The 18670-nt window shown below is 48.9% G+C and carries 13 protein-coding genes; 9 read left to right on the plus strand and 4 right to left on the minus strand.

The features are described from left to right. The first annotated feature begins 47 nt into the window (after positions 1-47). Both ftsZ and ACYU87_RS21455 read left to right on the plus strand, forming a co-directional pair. The gene (gene ftsZ, locus ACYU87_RS21450) at positions 48-1481 is read left to right on the plus strand and encodes a cell division protein FtsZ (protein ID WP_461136335.1); all 1434 of its coding nucleotides are present in this window, start codon (positions 48-50) and stop codon (positions 1479-1481) included. Between the two features lie 65 nt (positions 1482-1546). After that, positions 1547-2254, plus strand: a complete 708-nt coding sequence (locus tag ACYU87_RS21455; RefSeq protein ID WP_461136152.1) for a DNA alkylation repair protein — start codon at positions 1547-1549, stop codon at positions 2252-2254. Between the two features lie 95 nt (positions 2255-2349). On the opposite strand, the gene ffh is transcribed toward ACYU87_RS21455, so the two are convergent. Next, positions 2350-3669 (minus strand): signal recognition particle protein, encoded by a 1320-nt coding sequence (gene ffh, locus ACYU87_RS21460; RefSeq protein ID WP_461136153.1) that lies wholly within the window; start codon positions 3667-3669, stop codon positions 2350-2352. 379 nt (positions 3670-4048) lie between these two features. Between ffh and ACYU87_RS21465 the strand changes: the two genes are divergently transcribed. Beyond that, positions 4049-4396 carry a hypothetical protein gene (locus ACYU87_RS21465; RefSeq protein WP_461136154.1) on the plus strand — a complete coding sequence of 116 codons (348 nt, stop codon included), beginning with the start codon at positions 4049-4051 and terminating at the stop codon, positions 4394-4396. 231 nt (positions 4397-4627) lie between these two features. Further along, on the plus strand, positions 4628-5470 hold the full coding sequence (locus ACYU87_RS21470; protein ID WP_461136155.1) for an endonuclease/exonuclease/phosphatase family protein: 843 nt from the start codon (positions 4628-4630) through the stop codon (positions 5468-5470). Between the two features lie 134 nt (positions 5471-5604). Here ACYU87_RS21470 and ACYU87_RS21475 read toward each other — a convergent pair whose 3' ends face one another. Further along, positions 5605-7296, minus strand: a complete 1692-nt coding sequence (locus tag ACYU87_RS21475; protein WP_461136156.1) for an amidohydrolase — start codon at positions 7294-7296, stop codon at positions 5605-5607. A gap of 322 nt (positions 7297-7618) precedes the next feature. Between ACYU87_RS21475 and ACYU87_RS21480 the strand changes: the two genes are divergently transcribed. Both ACYU87_RS21480 and ACYU87_RS21485 read left to right on the plus strand, forming a co-directional pair. After that, entirely contained in the window at positions 7619-8836 is a 1218-nt protein-coding gene (locus tag ACYU87_RS21480) for an NADP-dependent isocitrate dehydrogenase (protein WP_461136157.1), read from the plus strand. Between the two features lie 79 nt (positions 8837-8915). Next, complete coding sequence (locus ACYU87_RS21485; protein WP_461136158.1) at positions 8916-9323, plus strand: Dabb family protein; 408 nt, start codon at positions 8916-8918, stop codon at positions 9321-9323. 130 nt (positions 9324-9453) lie between these two features. On the opposite strand, the gene ACYU87_RS21490 is transcribed toward ACYU87_RS21485, so the two are convergent. Together ACYU87_RS21490 and ACYU87_RS21495 are read right to left on the minus strand one after the other, a co-directional pair. Further along, a complete protein-coding gene (locus tag ACYU87_RS21490) occupies positions 9454-9960 on the minus strand; it encodes a SixA phosphatase family protein (RefSeq protein WP_461136159.1) in 507 nt (168 codons plus the stop codon). A 112-nt stretch (positions 9961-10072) separates the two neighbouring features. Further along, complete coding sequence (locus ACYU87_RS21495; protein WP_461136160.1) at positions 10073-10870, minus strand: 3-keto-disaccharide hydrolase; 798 nt, start codon at positions 10868-10870, stop codon at positions 10073-10075. A gap of 123 nt (positions 10871-10993) precedes the next feature. On the opposite strand from ACYU87_RS21495, the gene ACYU87_RS21500 reads away from it, so the two are divergent. From ACYU87_RS21500 to ACYU87_RS21510, 3 genes are all read left to right on the plus strand, one after another. Further along, positions 10994-12913 carry a family 16 glycoside hydrolase gene (locus ACYU87_RS21500; RefSeq protein ID WP_461136161.1) on the plus strand — a complete coding sequence of 640 codons (1920 nt, stop codon included), beginning with the start codon at positions 10994-10996 and terminating at the stop codon, positions 12911-12913. A 6-nt stretch (positions 12914-12919) separates the two neighbouring features. Further along, the gene (locus ACYU87_RS21505; RefSeq protein WP_461136162.1) at positions 12920-14929 is read left to right on the plus strand and encodes a c-type cytochrome; all 2010 of its coding nucleotides are present in this window, start codon (positions 12920-12922) and stop codon (positions 14927-14929) included. Between the two features lie 1376 nt (positions 14930-16305). After that, a complete protein-coding gene (locus ACYU87_RS21510; RefSeq protein ID WP_461136163.1) occupies positions 16306-18630 on the plus strand; it encodes a GumC family protein in 2325 nt (774 codons plus the stop codon). Positions 18631-18670: the final 40 nt, after the last annotated feature.

Genomic DNA, 18670 nt, shown 5'->3' on the forward strand with positions numbered 1-18670 from the left:
GGCAAGCAGGCAGTTTTTACAACGAACAGACACCATATACCCACACGATGAATAGTCAGGGCTATAGATTCGAACTTCCAGACGACAACCCAATTATTATTAAGGTTGTTGGCGTGGGCGGCATGGGCGGCAATGCCGTCAAGCACATGCACAAGTTAAAAATGCAGGATGTGAGTTTTGCGGTGTGCAATACTGACCGTCAGGCCCTTATGAGTAATCCTGTGCCGACCAAGCTGCAATTGGGCGATGGATTAGGGGCAGGTACCGAAGCAAAGGCGGGTGAAGACGCGGCTCGGGCTAGTATCGATGAAATCCGAAACTTACTGGCTCCTCCGACCAAAATGGTGTTCATTACGGCGGGTATGGGGGGTGGTACAGGTACGGGTGCCGCGCCGGTGGTCGCCGAAGTTGCCCGCGAAATGGGCTTACTGACCGTGGCGGTTGTTACGGCTCCATACTGGTACGAAGGAACCGATAAAAAAGAGCAGGCGCGTGAGGGTATCGAGAAACTTAAGAAAAGTTGCGATACCGTTCTCGTTGTACTGAACGATAAACTCGCTGAGCTGTATAGCGAATTGACCTGGACGGAAGCCTACGCTCATGCCGATGACGTACTAGCGAACGCGGTAAAAAGCATTGCGGAGATTATCACCACCCAGGGCGATATTAACGCTGACTTTGCCGACGTTAAGAAAGTACTCGAACAGGCCGGCCAATCGGTCATGGGGTCGGCTGTAGTAGGGGGCGAAGACCGCGCACTGCGCGCTATTGAAGCCGCTCTGAATTCACCGTTGCTCAACGACCATGATATTCGGGGAGCCAAACGTATTTTGCTTACCATCTCTTCGAGTAAGGAACATGCCATGCGGTTGAAAGAACAGATGGCTATTTCGGAGCACGTTGCGAAGAAAATTCAGAGTGAAGCCAAAATGTTCAAGTTCGGTGCTATAACGGACGATGAGCTTGGCGAAAATCTGCGCGTAACCATCATTGCCGCGGGCTTTGACGGCACAACGACCTTGATGGACCAGTTGAAGGATACAACCCTGTCAGAAGCGCCTGTTGAGCCAGAGGCTATACTGATTGATTTACCCGAAGACAGTCTGGATCAGGATGACCGGAAGGAAGAATTAGTACTGGTTGACAGCGATGGCGACGAAATTGATCCGAATCCCCAGGGATTGAGTGTCAAGTCAGATGACAAGCAAACCCCAACCAGCTATAATGGTACAACTATAATTCGCCCGGAAACACCCGGTATCATTCGCCCTTACCAGGATGATGCTGATGTGCTGATGCTCGACGATGAAGAGCGCCCCAGCGATGCTGACCTGATCAAGCGGATGGTTGATGCCTTTGCGAAAGGGCAATATCTGGCCGCCGACCTTGACCGACCTACTTTCGAGCGGAATAAAACAATGCTTTATTCGCTGCCAATGCTGTCAGAACAGGAGTTCGTGCGTTCGAAATTAAATGATTGATCGGGCGTAGATGCGTTCCAGTATTGGGCAGGGATTCAACCATCTCTGCCTTTTATTTTGCCCTTATGAAATCGACGTGTGCCGACGTTAAAGATACCTTAGTTAGTCTGGCCCAACCAGAGCGGGCCCTTGTATTGACTCGCTTTTTTAAAACGGAGCCGGGTCAATACGGCGAAGGCGATCAATTTTTAGGCATTACTGTTCCACAACAACGGGTAATTGTCCGGCAACACGCAACGTTGTCATTGTCAGAAGTAGAGAAACTGGTACAGGATCCGATCCACGAATGCAGAATGGTCGGACTGCTCATCTGGGTGACGCAATACAGTAAAGCCTCTCCCGCTCATCGGTTGATCATTCAGGAGCGCTATCTGGCCAATCGACGTTATATCAATAATTGGGATCTGGTGGATGCTACGTGTCCCCATATTCTCGGTAGACACGCACAAACAAACGATCGGTCTATTCTTTACGAACTGGCGAGTGAAGATAATTTGTGGAGCCAGCGACTAGCGATCGTTTCTACACTATCACTTATTCGGGTCGGGCAGTTTAGCGACACCTTTGCCATTGCCGAACAACTCCTGTCGCATAAACACGATCTCATTCACAAAGCGGTTGGCTGGATGCTTCGAGAGGTAGGGAAGCGCAATGCAGACGCGTTAGAGGAGTTTCTGCACGATAACGTCAGTCGGATGCCCCGTACGGCCCTTCGCTACGCCATCGAACGATTCGACCCCGTACGTCGGCAGTACTATTTGACACTGCGTTGATTTATTTGGTTTGTCATTTACGGTTTGTGGTTGACTGACCGGACCGGCAAAAGCAACCGGCGCTGGTGCGGTCAGTCAACCACTACCCAAAGAAACTATCGCATCATCTTGTTCATCTTACCCGATGCCTGCATGGTGTTCATTTTCTTCATCATCTTCCGCATCTCATCGAACTGCTTCAGCAGATTGTTCACCTGAGTGATGTTCGTGCCGCTACCGGCCGCAATACGTTTCTTACGGCTTCCATCAATAATATCCGGACGGCTGCGTTCTTTCGGCGTCATCGAACTGATAATAGCCTCGATCGGTTTAAACGAGTCATTGTCAATATCCAGGTCCTTTATCATTTTGCCCATGCCCGGAATCATACCCAGCAGGTCTTTGACGTTACCCATCTTTTTGATCTGTTGCAACTGCGACAGGAAATCATCGAAGTCGAATTGATTCTTGCGCATTTTGGCATTAATACGCTTGGCTTCGTCTTCGTCAAATGCCTGTTGTGCCCGTTCCACCAGCGAAATCACGTCACCCATCCCCAGAATCCGGCTAGCCATCCGATCTGGATAGAACACATCAAGGGCTTCCATTTTTTCGCCCGTACTGATAAATTTGATGGGCTTGTTAACAACCGTTTTGATAGACAAGGCCGCCCCGCCCCGTGCGTCACCGTCGAGTTTGGTTAAGACAACCCCGTCAAAATTAAGCCGCTCATTAAACGTTTTGGCGGTATTAACGGCGTCCTGTCCGGTCATGGAATCCACGACAAACAGCGTCTCGGAGGGTGAGATCGCCCGCTTGAGCGCTTCAATTTCCTGCATCATGGCTTCGTCGACGGCTAACCGACCGGCCGTATCCACAATGACGATTTTCTTTCCGGCCTTCCGGGCTAACGCAATACCATTCTGAGCAATCTCGACGGCATTTTTGTTTTCGGGTTCCGCATACACGTCGACACCGACCTGTTCACCCAGTACTTTCAACTGATCAATAGCGGCCGGGCGGTAAATATCGGCGGCTATGAGCTGCACGCCCCGGCCCTGTTTTTTCAGATACGATGCCAGCTTACCCGAGAAGGTCGTTTTACCCGACCCCTGCAAACCCGCAATCAGAATAATTGCCGGATCGCCTTTGGTATTGATGCTCTGCGCTTCGCCCCCCATCAGTTCGGTCAGTTCTTCCTGCACGATCTTGACAAACAGCTGGCCGGGTTCAACCGATATGAGCACTTTCCGATCAAGTGCTTTATCACGAATGCGATCCGTGATTTCCTTCGCTACTTTGTAGTTAACGTCGGCATCCGTTAGCGCACGACGTACTTCTTTGATCGTCGCGGCAACGTTGATTTCGGTAATACGGCCCTGCCCTTTCAGGGTCTTGATGGCCTTATTTAATTTATCCTGAAGGTTCTCGAACATAGTCTATCACAAACAATGACACAAAGATAACAGTTTCTGGCGGGCGTTTTTGCAGTGATATACTACTAAGATAAGCTTGTACGTTATTCTCGCGTATTTGCTCGTTACTCGTTTGACGGGAATTGCGAATATATTCCTATCTGCCCCCCAATGAATAAGAACTTTTCTTGCCAGCCATATAATAATCGGCAAAATTAGTAGTCTGGCAAAAAAAAGTTGGCACTGTGTTTGTACAGTCTGACTATAGATCAATTATTTTACAATTACTTAATACAACTATATGAAGCAATAATACTATTACGTACATTTGTAATGAAGGCATTTCTGTTTGCGGTCATCACGGATGTTCACCAGTAGGGATTATAAAACCAATTTCTTTATGAGAATCAATTTAAGAAAGGCAGCTACGGGTTATTTCGCCATTGCCTTGCTGCTAACCTATCCGCTGGTCTCATCAGAAACGGATGCCATGCCAGCACGGAATGCCTCTACAATGTCAGGCACTGTGGCACCAGCACCTGTTACACGTGCGCAGACCCGGCCAGCCCTCCTGGACAAGTCGCCCGTTCTGGCTAGAAATTCATCCGCAAAAGCCGAACCGGCCGTCACAACGGCCGCCGTAAAAGAACAGAAGACAGACGATAAGAAAGCGATTGGTCGGTGCTGGAAACGGCTCATGAACATGGCGCGCGAAATACGACACGCGCACACAAATACGACTAAGTAATATTTTCTACCCTCACCTACGCGAATGCCCGATCGTCAACCCTGACTGTCGGGTATTTGTGTTTATAGACTATTTCCGGGAGCAGTCGGGACCAAATTCCAATACTAAATCAGAACCCCGGCTGGTAGAAATCCGCTAGTTTACGGTTTATAAACGGTAGCATGCGTTACAGCCAGAACTACTTAATGCGCTACACCCACAAACCAACACGCTCGTTTAAACTCAACTACAATGCGCCTTTTACTCCTGCTCCTGCTTGGCAGTTCACTAACACCCATGACGACCTTTGCTCAAAAAGATACGCCAATTACCGTTGCTACCTACAACCTACGCTACAACAACAAAGGCGACGGTATCAACGCCTGGCCGAATCGGAAAGAAAGCGTGAAAGCCTTGATTCAGTTTCACGAATTCGATCTGTTTGGCACGCAGGAAGCCCTGCGCGACCAAGTAAATGACGTTGCGGAGTTACCTGAATTTGCCTTTATAGGTGCGGGTCGTGACGATGGAAAGGAAGCCGGCGAACACTCAGCGATTTTCTACAAAAAAGATCGGTTTAAAGTCCTTCAGTCCGGTAACTTCTGGCTGAGCGAAACGCCCGATAAACCCGGAAAGGGATGGGATGCAACCTGCTGCAACCGTATTTGTTCGTGGGCAAAATTCAATGATTTGAAAACAAAGAAAGACGTTTATTTTTTCAGCGTTCACTTCGATCATCAGGGCGTTGAAGCCCGTCGGCAATCGGGGAAGTTGATGGTGGAAAAGATCAGGGAAATCGCCAAAAATACGCCCGTTATTCTCGTCGGTGATTTTAATTCGACGCCCGAAACGGAGCAGATCAAAACCATTCAGACCTTGCTCAGCGACTCGCGCAGCGTAACCAAGCTGGCTCCATACGGGCCGGAAGGCACATTCAACAGTTTTAAATTCGATGCGCCCCTGAAAGACCGAATCGACTATATTTTTGTGAGTAAGCAGTTCGATGTACTAAAATACGGTGTCCTGACTGATGCCAAAGAGCAACGCTACCCCTCCGACCACCAACCGGTAGTCGCAAAAGTGGTGTTCAAATAAAGACCCAGCTATTTTTCTGGTAGCTGGTAAGATAAGGCAGCTTTAGGGTCCGTGTCCTCACGGACCACAAAACGGAAACGGGGCCTCACTCCCATTGAGTAAAGGCCCCGTTTCCGTTATTCTGATCTCGCCAACTACCGCGACGATGAAACTTTAGCCGCAGCTTTCTCCACTTCTTTTTTTACCGCTTCCCGCTGATCGTCGCGAACCGTCGGATACTTGATTCCCAACTGCTCCAGATACGTTTTGTACTTGCTCGGATCGTAATAGAACTTCTCCAGCTTGGGCTTAAACTCGGTCATGATCTTTTTATTCAGATAAATAGCCGGTTGCTCTTTCGACGTAATCAACGATTCATACTTGATGTCTTTAGTCTGTTCATCTTTATAGTACGCCCAGGCCTCTTTAATAATTTCCGGTTTCAGCAGCATATCCAATAGGGTCATAGCCTCCGCTTTGGCTCCTGCCACAATACCTTTGTGTGCAATGGGGGTTGCCATGGAAATAGCGTTGGCCCAGTGGTGACCAGGTAAACCCGGAATATTGCTGGGGTAGCGCAGCACGATTGTCGGCAGTGACCACGAGATATCGGCTATATCATCCGAGCCACCCCCCATTGGTGTCATCGCCTGGCCTCCCATCATCACAACGGGGGCGGTTGACGTGGGCATTCCCATCGAATCCAGCTTGACCGCCAGCCCTTCCACTTTGGGTGCCTGTAACTCCAGTTGAGAAGCACGCGCTAACAGTTGATCATCGTCGGTCCAGGTAGGCAAGCCCACTTTTTTGATGTTATCGTACATGACCGAAGCAATTGGACGGTTGGTGTGCACGGGCCACGCCGACCCCAGAATCTCGTACGTAAATTTCGTATCGGTCATCAGGGCGGCCCCTTCGGCTATTTTCACTCCGGTTTCGAAAAGCTTCTTGATTTTCGGATAGGTACGCTCGCGGAAGTAATACCAAACAGCGGCTTTGGAAGGAACCACATTAGGTTGATCGCCCCCATCGGAGATAACGTAGTGGGATCGCTGGGTCAGTTCGAGGTGTTCGCGCCGGAAGTTCCAGCCAATATTCATCAGTTCGACCGCGTCCAGCGCCGAACGACCCCGCCAGGGAGCACCCGCTGCGTGAGCCGCCTGTCCTTCAAAATTGAATCGAACCGAAACCAACCCATTATAGCCATTATCGCCCCAAGAGACGCCGAGATTATTGCCGACGTGCGTGAAAATGCAGGCATCCACATCCTTGAAATAGCCATCCCGAATGTAAAACGCTTTGGTACCGACGAGTTCTTCGGCAACGCCTGGCCAAAGCATGAGCGTACCGGGAATTTTTTCCCGTTCCATCAGTTTTTTTACCGCCAGCACGGCCACAATGTTGAGCGCCTGCCCTGAATTATGCCCTTCACCATGACCGGGAGCCCCTTCCACAATCGGGTCTTTGTAGGCGACACCGGGTTTCTGGCTGGCTTTCGGAATACAGTCGATATCGGAGCCAATCGCAATCAGTGGCTTCCCCGATCCCCAGGTGGCGATCCAGGCCGTCGGAATTCCGGCAACGCCTTTCTTTACGGTAAATCCTTCTTTTTCGAGGAGTGTCGTCAGGTATTTAAACGATTCCTCTTCCTGAAAGCCCAATTCGGCAAAACTGAACAGCATATCGTTGATTTGCTGCGCCTGTTCCTTATTGGCCTCAACAGCGGCTACCGCTTCTGCTTTGAGTTTTTCTAGTTTGTCTCCGCCTTTGGCTCCCTTTTTTGCCTGGCCGAAGAGCACGGCTGGCATCAGCAGAAAAGCTATTAGTAGATTTGTACAGTTTTTCATAAGTAATGCCAAATTTTGTTTAGGTAGTTATCTTACTAGCCAATAAATGTACTGAAAAACCAATCACGAGACGTACTAAATTTTATTAAAACCTGATTCCGGATAAATGAGCAAATAGTAAGAGTGTTCTTTCTGAAGGCGCTAAAATGTTACCGACACTGTGCGTTGAACAAGTGCTGAATATTCCAAAATCCGCTGGTTATTCATACATAGACTTGTTTTGTTTTCATTTTCTCCCTTGCCCCGCTTTCACTACTTTTGCACCAAGCAGGCGGCCCTGTCAAGTTTTCGTATCGTTTTCAATCGTTTATAATCAAGTCAAATGGAAAAAATTAAAGTGGCAAATCCGGTTGTCGAACTGGATGGCGACGAAATGACCCGTATCATCTGGAAATTCATTAAAGACAAACTGATTCTGCCCTACGTTGACGTTGACATTAAATACTATGATCTGGGTATCGAGTATCGCGATGAAACCAACGATCAGGTAACGATTGATGCAGCCAACGCGATTAAAGAATTCGGTGTCGGTATCAAATGTGCTACCATCACCCCCGACGAAGACCGCGTTAAAGAGTTCAACCTGAAGCAGATGTGGAAGTCGCCAAACGGCACGATCCGCAACATTCTGGATGGTACCGTTTTCCGGGAGCCTATCGTCATGAACAACGTTCCCCGTCTGGTAACCAACTGGAAATATCCCATCATCGTGGGTCGGCATGCTTTCGGTGACCAGTACCGCGCAACTGATTTCCTGGTACCGGGCAAGGGTAAGCTGACCATGAAATTTGAAGGCGAAGACGGTACAGTTCTGGAATATGACGTATTCAACTTCCCCGGCGCTGGTGTGGCGATGGGAATGTATAACCTCGACGAGTCGATCCGTGGTTTTGCCAAAGCCTGTTTCAACATGGCTATGCAGAAAAACTGGCCGTTATACCTCTCGACCAAGAATACGATTCTGAAAAAATACGACGGTCGTTTCAAGGATATTTTCCAGGAGATCTACGACACTGAGTTTGCCGGCAAGGTTCATTACGAACACCGTCTGATCGACGACATGGTTGCTTCGGCCCTGAAATGGGAAGGTAATTTTGTGTGGGCCTGTAAAAACTACGACGGCGACGTTCAGTCGGATACCGTTGCGCAGGGATTTGGTTCACTGGGTCTGATGACGTCGGTACTGGTTACGCCCGATGGTAAGACGATGGAAGCCGAAGCGGCTCACGGTACGGTTACACGTCACTACCGCGAGTACCAGAAGGGCAACAAAACGTCTACGAACCCGATTGCTTCGATTTACGCCTGGACGCGTGGTCTGGCTTTCCGTGGTCAGTTGGATGGCAACCAGCCGCTCATTGATTTCGCTAACGCCCTCGAAGCCGTTTGCGTCGAAACCGTTGAAAGCGGTAAAATGACGAAAGATCTGGCTCTGTCGGCTTACCCGGCTGGTACGAAGTTGGTGGCAGGTGAACATTACCTGAACACGGAAGACTTCCTCGAAGCACTGGACGAGAACCTGCAAGCGAAATTAGCTTAAGCCATAAAGATAAAAAAAATGCCGCTCGACTACGGGCGGCATTTTTTTTATCTTTATGGCTTAAACCCCTAATCAATTTATGAAGTACATTCTTTCAATCGTCGTTTTTTCGTTGCTTACGATCACGGCTTACGCCCATACGCCAACCGGCAAACCACCCGTTAAGAAGATGAAAAGCAGTTCTGTTCAGCACATCGTATTATTTAAATTCAAGCCCGAAACAACGGCCGAAAAGGTAACCGAAATCGTAGCGGCATTCGAAGCACTCCCGTCTAAGATCAGCCAGATCAAGGGATTCAAATGGGGCACAAATAACAGCCCCGAAAAGCTGGATAAAGGTCTGACCCACGCGTTCATTCTAACCTTCGACAACGAGAAGGACCGGGATGCCTATCTGCCCCACCCAGCTCATAAAGCGTTCGGCGGCATCGTTGGCCCCTGGCTGGCGGATGTTACGGTCGTTGATTTCACCGATCAGGCCAAGTAAGTATAAAGTGGTCCGTGTCTTCACGGACTACGGGCATGAGTAGGTCAAATAAGCGATTTAATCGGAGTGGTGTCATTTTCTTAACACTGACACTGCGGGAAACACTACGAAGAGTAAACTGACTCATATTCTAGGGAGCGGTTGGCTGGCCATAAGTACTTGACGAAAAGGTAACCGAACGCCGAAAAGGCCCCTGATGAATACGCAACCGAAATAAGTTATCGAAGTCGCCCGATTCTATTTTGGTCATGGCTGGTTTGGCTCCAAGTCCTCTGGCAATTTCCAGAATCGTATTGCTATGGCCCACCACCAGTACAGTCTTACGGCGAGTCGCATTGATCCGGTTCACAATGGCCTCGGCTGGCTTGGCCGGATAGTCCGTCACCGGAACGCCAATTCGCTTGGCCAGTGCCTGAGCCGTCTGGCGAGTCCGGCGATAGGGTGTCGAGAAGATGGAGTCGATTCCGCGATTGGCCAGTGTTTGGGCGAGTACAGCCGCCCGAGCATACCCCGCCGGGGTCAGGTCGCTCGTATCCGTTTCGTTTAGTTTTTCGGCATGGCGAACAATGTAAACAGTGGTTGTGGAACAGGCCATCGAGACGAAAAGCAGGGCGATCAATAAAGCGAAAAGGCGCATCAAAGTACTGGTTGAAAAAAAGTAAGAATTCAGGCTACGAGTAGACAAAAAGCCCCCGGCATTCACCGGGGGCTTTCGTTTGTGGTTCAATCCATAATCATCTTTGTTGTCATTACAACTCACGAACCCAGATATTCCGGAAACCAACTGGGTTGCCGTGGTCCTGCAACAGGATCGGGCCAGCGCCGTGCGCCTGTACTTTCGGGTAGCCAATGTATTCCGTTGTACCCCGAATGGCCGCGTGGTTTTGCACCAGAATACCGTTTAACAATACGGTTACGTAAGCGTAATCAAGCATCATTCCAGCTTTGTTGAACCGGGGAGCCTGGTAGATGACATCGTAGGACTGCCATTCGCCGGGTTTACGACTTGGGTTTACTAACGGAATCGCCTGTTTGTAGATTGAACCGACCATACCATCCACGTAGGTTGGGTTGTTGTAGTTGTCGAGTACCTGCAGTTCATAACGGCCCTGCAGAAAGACACCACTGTTTCCCCGACCCTGGCTGTTTCCCTCTACCTTCTCGGGTGTTTTGAACTCAATGTGGAGCTGAAAATCGTTAAACTCCTTTTTCGAGCGGGCCGAGAAACCTTTGGTCGAGTACATCACGCCATCGGTTACCGGCCATTTCAGCGGCCCCTCATTGGTCTTTTCCCAGTTAGCGGGCGAGTAACCTTTAATGGCAACCCACTGATCTGTGTTTTTACCGTCAAAAAGCACGACGGCGTCAGAGGGGGGTGTCGTACCACTTGTACTGGCCGAGAAATTACCCGGCGTCACGACGGGTGGTACCGGCTCCCAGATTTCGGTAGACTGTGGGGTTTGTTTGTTTGGCTCAGGTTGAGCAAAAGCCTGGTTCATTAAGGCGAGGCTAAAGCAAACGGCCAGCGATACGCTTAGGTTTTTCATGAAAAAGATTCGGGTTAAAGAATTCCGACGATAAAACGCTCAAAGATAGGTTAAATGTCAATTTGCGGCCTTTTACAAAGAAAAAATGTAACTTTCAGTCCTCATAACTCCATTTTCTATCTCATGATAACCCCCATTCGTACGACCCGTTTTTTCTGGTCGATGGGCGTAGGCTGGGCTGTTGGTATTGGGTTGGCCATTGCTCAACCCGCCCCAGCGCCCGGTATTGCCGTTCCTCTCAATGATTTAAGCGCGTTTACAGCCCCTACCGACAACTGGCGCATCGTTGGTCAGGTTCGGGCTGATCTGGCCAAACCCAACACCATTACCACCGAGAAAGGTACCGGAATTCTGGTAAACGTGCCCCTGGCAAAAATGCCGACCGATGCCAAAAATCCCTACAAGTACGACCTGGTCACTACGCTTCAGCACGGCGATCTGGATCTGGAATTCGACTACATGATGGCGTCGAAATCCAATTCGGGTGTATATCTGCAGGGCCGTTACGAAATACAGTTACGCGATAGCTGGGATATTCGTACGCCAAACGTGCATGATAATGGGGCCGTTTATGAACGCTGGGACGATAAACGCCCCGAAGGGCAGAAAGGCTACGAAGGCCACGCAGCCCGTCAGAATGCCAGCCGCGCACCGGGCTTGTGGCAGCACATGAAAATATCGTTTCAGGCACCTCGTTTCAGCGGAAACGGCGGGGCAAAAACCGAAAATGGCCGCGTCATCCGGATCGAGTTAAACGGTGTTCCCATTCAGGAAGATGTTGAATTAACGGGGCCCACCCGTGGCTCGGCCTTTGCCGATGAAAAACCCCTGGGGCCACTGCGCTTCCAGGGCGATCATGGCGCCGTGGCTTTCCGCAACATCCGCTACATTGCCTACGATAAACCTCGCCCCGAACTGCTTAACCTTAAATACGCTGTTTATAAAGGTAAATACGAAAAAGAACCGGACTACGACAAAACGGCTCCCGAATCAGAGGGGGCAACGAAGGTGTTGTCGGCCTCGGTCAGCCGGATTCCAAACGAGTTTCTGATTCGGTACTCGGGTACCTTGCGCGTCGCCGAACCCGGCGAGTATCGCTTCAACCTTGGGGTACCAGGGGGCGGTGGTATGCTCAAGATCAACAAGCAGTCTGTTATAACGCCGGGCGGATGGAATGGTAGCGGCAAAGTAACCCTTCCCAAAGGCGATCTGCCCTTCGAACTCTTTTACGCCAAATTCGTGGATTGGGCACAACCGGCACTCGGCCTGACCGTTGCCGGACCTGGTGTGCGTGAGTTCGTCATCAGCGAAGGAGCGGGCAGCAATGGCGAAGAAGTTGACCCAATTATGATCGATGCACCCAGCAACACGGTTCTCCGTAGCTTTATGGATATGCCCGGCATATCCATGCCAGATGATAAGAATACGACCCCGGCGGAACGCCAGGGCCGGCCAATCCGTGTGGTTCATGCGATCTCCGTTGGTAGCCCCGAGCAGGTGCATTACACGTATGATCTGGACAAAGGAGCTCTGCTCCAGGTTTGGCGGGGTTCGTTTCTGGATGCTACACCCATGTGGCACGATCGGGGCGATGGGTCATCGCGGCCAATGGGCATGGTTCAACGGTTGGGTGCGCCAGTGCTTTTCCTGAGTCGACTGACGTCTCCACAAGCGAACTGGATTGCCGATACAACCGGCTCCAGCTATCGCCCGAAGGGATACGTGCTGGATGAAAATGACCTGCCCACCTTTCGTTACCAGAGTTTCGGCTCCTCGATTAACGACAAAATTCGGGTATTGCCCGAAGGAAAGGGCGTTCAGCGTGAGGTGACCATCACTAACCCGGCGGGCGACCTATACGCCCGGCTTATCAGCGGCTCAAGCATTACACCCGTGGAAGGTGGCCTGTACCTGGTTGATGGCCAGGAATATGTACGCGTAGACGATGCATCGGGAGCCAAGCCAACCATTCGGGATGCCAACGGCCGCCAGGAGCTGATCGTTCCGGTGAAAGGAAAAGTGACCTACTCAATCTTGTTCTAAAAGAGAATGAAACATATACTAACCACGCTTCTAACAGCCGCTACCCTGACGGCTGCTTCGGCCCAGGAATCGCCGAAGGAGGAAGATTTTTTCAAGATTCTGAAAGTAACAGCGCCCGAAGGTACACTACTCGAGGTAGGCGGCATGACCACGCTGCCCGACGGGAGCCTGGGGGTAGCTACTCGCCGGGGCGACGTCTGGATTGTGGAGAACCCAACCAGCCGCAAACCGTTCTTCCGGAAGTTTGCGTCGGGTCTGCACGAAATCCTGGGACTTACCTACAAAGACGGCGCTTTTTACTGCGCGCAACGTGGCGAACTGACCAAAATGGTTGACTCCGATAAAAACGGGAAAGCCGATATCTTCGAAACCGTCTACGCCTGGCCCTTGTCGGGTCATTACCACGAATACAGCTTCGGCCCTAAAATTGCGCCCGACGGCCAGTTCTTCGTAACGGGCAATGTGGCCTTCGGCGATGAAGAATGGTGGCGGGGCGAAAGTCGCGTTCCGTGGCGGGGATGGACGATGAAAATCAGCGAAAACGGGACGATGCAACCCTGGGCAACTGGTATGCGTTCGCCCTGTGGCCTGGGCATCTACGAGGGTGAACTTTTCTACACCGACAACCAGGGCGAATGGATGGGCTCGGGGGGCGTTTTCCACGTTAAGAAAGGCTCCTTCACGGGTCACCCGGCTGGCTTGCGCTGGACGGGCCTAGCCAATTCACCCGTTAAATTCACAACCGATCAGTTCGTGTCCAAGATTGACGAGCGTCGGCGCCGGGATGAAAACGGTCGGGCCATCAAACCCGAAAATGTCGTCAATGAGACCCCGAACCTGTTTTTCAACCTGAAAGAAATGTTTCCTAACGTGGACGTGCAGACGCCCGCCGTTTGGCTGCCGCATGGTATTCTGGGTATCTCAAATTCCGAGATCGTGGAAATTCCACAGGGTACGTTTGGCCCATTTGCGGGGCAACTGCTGGTTGGCGATCAGGGTATGAGCAAGATCTCGCGGGTGTTCATGGAAAAAGTGAATGGCGAGTATCAGGGCGGTGCCATCGAATTCCGGAATGGATTCCGGTCGGGGGTATTGCGGATGGCCTTCGCGAAAGATGGTTCGCTGTTTGTCGGCGAAACCAACCGGGGCTGGGGGTCAGCCGGGGAAGCCAACGAAGGCTTGCAACGGGTAAGCTGGAACGGTGGGATTCCTTTCGAGATGCGCACGGTGAAAGCCATGCCCGATGGTTTCGAAGTCGAGTTCACAAAACCCGTTGATCGGAAATCGGCCGAGGATTTAGCGTCTTACCGAGTCGAGAGCTTTCTATACAAATACCATGCGGTGTACGGAAGCCCAACAATCAACAAAGAAGCACTGCCCCTCAAAGGTGTGAAGGTTTCGGCGGATGGTCTCAAGGCCCGGATCATTGTCGGTGACCTGCGGAAATACTATATTCACCAATTAACGCTGGATGGTGTTCGGGGCGCCGAAGGTTCCTATTCGCTGGTTCACCCCATTGCCTACTATACGCTGAACAACATCCCTGAAGGCGAAAAACTGGCCATGAGCGACGTAAGTACCCGCAATTCGGCGGCTACTCCGGCAGCACCAGCAACCACCGAAACAGGCAAAAAGTCGACACCTGCCAAAGCCGGAACGAAACCGGTTACGGGGGCTAAACCCAAATTGGCAGAAGGCCAGGCCGTAACGATGGCGAAAGCGCCAACCTACGATGAAGTGAAGGGTCTGCTGAACCGCCATACCTGTTCGGCCTGCCACCAGGCCAACAAACGGCAGGTTGGACCGGCGTTCGCGGATGTAGCCAAACGCAAGTACACAAACGACCAGATTCTGGAGCTGATCTATAATCCAAAGCCCAAGAACTGGCCCGACTATGCTACTGAAATGCCGCCCATGCCACAAGTTCCAAAAGCGGATGCACTCAAGATAGCCGCCTGGATCAACTCGCTAGCAGCATCGACCGGCAGCACAGCAACCAGTGAACAAAAGCCTTAGGTCAATGTCTCACTAATCACTAACAAAAAGAATCCGATTGCTTACGATACAATTGGTAAATAAGCAAAGAAGCCATGGTCTCACTGATCATGGCTTCTTTGCTTATAGTCGTTTATTGAGCTGCACTTGTCATTGAACCAACTGTACCGTCTCTTCGACGACATGCTCCACCGATTGCGTAAAATCCATCAACCCATTAAAAAAACAATCCCACCAGCCAGATGACAATCAGTAAAAAAACGACGATTACAATCGAAAATATGATTGTCCAGGGGCCAGGAACGAAGGGATTTTTCCTCATACGGGTAATCGGTGGGCAGCATGGTTCGGCACAAAATACGTACATCACGAACAAACTATGCATACCTGAAGGACAAACTTGCGAAAGCAAAGGAGGAATCGGTCTGAGCATCAGTCCCGCTCTTGCCCGTTTTATGGGTAACAAAAGGATAAACAAGCTTCGATTGATCACAATTTCCGTTTCCAGGCAACATTCCATGTCACAACCGCGTAACCGATCTGAATTCCTGACTGGCAATCCATTTATCAAAGCTACTTATCCCCTAGTCAAAAACTGAAGCTAAATAGCTAGTTACCAGCTAGTAACCCACAGAATTACCCGTTCTTTATACTAATAAATAAACAGTTAACAGAACTATGTTACTTAAGAGACAAATAATTGAGCCAATGACTCCGTTTTAAACAATCTTCTTTTTAGGGGGACGGCAGCAAAAAGCCCGAGGTTATCTATTGAGTGGCTATAATGAGGAATATTCATACTAGCACCTAAAAAAATACAAGTGACTATTTTGTCATTTCAGATAATAATAAACTTAGGCAAAATATATATTATCAACTAAGTTAAGAATCGAAACTTAGAAATACTAAACCAATTCATATCATACACTTACAGTTTTTAACATTATTAAAAGCTCTTTACCTTCATCAGGTTATTTCAATAAATCATCGGTCAACTATTCATTTAGAACCACTTTGTAATTTATCCATCGAGCATACCAGTTGCGGTGAAATACGAACAGATACAATGTGCGCTCTATCGTCTGACAAAGCTATAATTCACAATCGTCAGTAGTCAAATTTTGGCTTATGGACGATATTTAGTTAACTATATTCTAAACCGAAAACAATGATAAGCAAGTTCATTTAATTGATTAATTTCCAATTAATAAGTATCAATTATTGATAATTAATCAAATTTTTTGAACGGTTTCATCACAGGGATCAGGGAAGTTGTACGCACGTTGACCATAAAAAAGTAAACAACTCCCCAGGTAATACACCAGACTATTTTTCTGATTAGCAATGAAGACCAATGTTTTGTTGGTATCGAAATAGTTAAAATAACCGTTCAGATTATGTCAGCAAATACGTATACATACACACAGCACCAACTAGTAGAGACAGATGGCCTGAATATCAGAGCTATGCTATCAAGGTATCTTAGATTATGGCCTTGGTTTATCTTGTCTATAATAGTAATGCTTTCTATTGGCCACGTTTATTTGTTAAATAAGCAGCCTATATATAAGATACAAGCTAGCTTACTTGTCCAGGACCAGCAAAAAGGTAGTGAACAATCCAGCTCCCTAAAGGAATTAGGTGTATTTACCCATAAACAGGTCGTTGAAAATGAAATTGAAATTCTACGCTCGTTCACGCTTATGAACCGAGTGGCGGAAAAACTTCATTTGGATGTACGTTATTTTCAGAATAACGCATTTGGGAAACACGAACTGTACACCGATTCACCAGTAGAATTAACGATCGAATCAAGAAAACCAGAATTGTATAAAAAACCGCTAAACATAACACTACCGAGTGATAAATCTGTAAAAATAAATGAGCAGATATATCCAGTAAATCAATTTGTAGAAACACCGTACGGGCGACTAAAAATAACAACAAAAAATCTACCTCTCGATAGTACATCAACCTATTCCATACAGGTAACAAAACGGGCAACATCTGTCAAAAACTACCTAACTAATCTTCATGCTATTCCCACAGGGAAAGGTTCAACGGTTATCTTGCTCTCACTCGAAGATGCCGTGCCGGAGAAAGGTGAAGCTATTTTAAATCAGTTGATACGCGAGTACAACGAAGCCGCTATCATGGATAAGAATAAAGTAGCGGCCAGTACATTGAAATTTATTGAAGATAGGCTCAATATCGTCTCCGGCGAACTGGCATCTGCCGAACGAAATGTAGAGCAGTATAAATCACACCAGGGAATCACCGATCTGAGCGCACAAGCGCAAACATTTTTGCAAACAGTACAGCAAAACGATGCGCTGATGAATCAGGTACAGATTCAGCTTGCCACGTTGAATGATCTGCAAAAATACATAGAAGGTAAAGGCGATAATAGAGGTAATACACCCGCCGTAGTTGGGTTAAGCGATCCTGTTCTACTGAGCCTCATCAATAATTTAACCCAACTTGAGCAGCAACGGGACCATCTTCTGCACACTACCTCAGAATTAAATCCACTCCTGGAAACGGTGGACAGCCAGATTAAACTAACCAAAAATAATATGGCGAGTACAATCCTGACGATGAAGAATATGCTGCAAAGTACGCAGCGGCAATACGTTGACAAGAATGGGTCAGTAGAGGGCGCCATCCGGACAATTCCACAAAAGGAACGCGTTTTAATGGACATCACCCGACAACAGGCTATCAAGAATAGTTTATACACTTATCTGTTACAAAAACGCGAAGAAACAGCTGTGGCTTTTGCCTCAACCATGGCTGACACCCGAACCATCGATACAGCCTTAAGCGAAGACGAACCGGTGAGGCCAAACAAGTCCATCATTTTTGCCTTGTTCGGCCTTTTAGGACTGGTTATGCCGATTGCTGTCGTGGCTAGTAACGATGCGCTGAACAACCGAGTAACCCGACGGGTCGATGTTGAAGAAGTTACGCAGGTGCCAATTCTCGGTGAACTGGTAAAAAAGCGCCAAAAGGGTTCATTAGTGATTACGCCAAAGGGGCAATCGGTTATTGCTGAACAGATTAGAACAATACGAGCCTGCCTCCCTTCCCTTCGGAATGAGGCTACTGAAAGCCAGGTTCTGCTCTTCACATCGAGCATCAGCGGGGAAGGAAAGTCGTTTGTTTCGGTCAATCTGGGCATGAGCCTGGCTTATGTAGATAAGCCAACTGTTATTCTGGATATGGATCTAAGGGCTCCCAAACTCCACAAGGTTTTTGAACTCAAAAATGCAGTAGGCATCAGCGATTATTTGCAGGGTGAATCCACACTTGACGATGTATTGACACCCGTTCCTGGCAGCACGAATTATTACGTCATCACCAGCGGAAATATTCCCAGCAACCCTTCTGAATTATTGAGCAGCCCACGGTTGGAGCAATTAATTACGGAACTCCGTGATCGATTTGATTACATAATTATCGATACCCCACCCGTCGGACTTGTTTCGGATGCGCGCATCATTGCGCCTTTAATTGACACCACGTTCTTCATGGTTCGTCATAACGTAACCCCAAAAAATCATTTACGGATGATTGAGAAATTACACATGGATAACCGCTTTCCAAGATTGAATATTATCCTGAATGCCGTTGATGGCAGCGATGCGTATCAATACAGCAATCGCCACAATGAGGATTATATATATGGCAAAACGGGCAGAAAAAAGTGGATGTTGTCCTGATAGCCGTAGCGTAAAACAAGTAGCCCGACATGTGCTCATC

It is taken from the genome of Spirosoma lituiforme, from assembly GCF_054776635.1.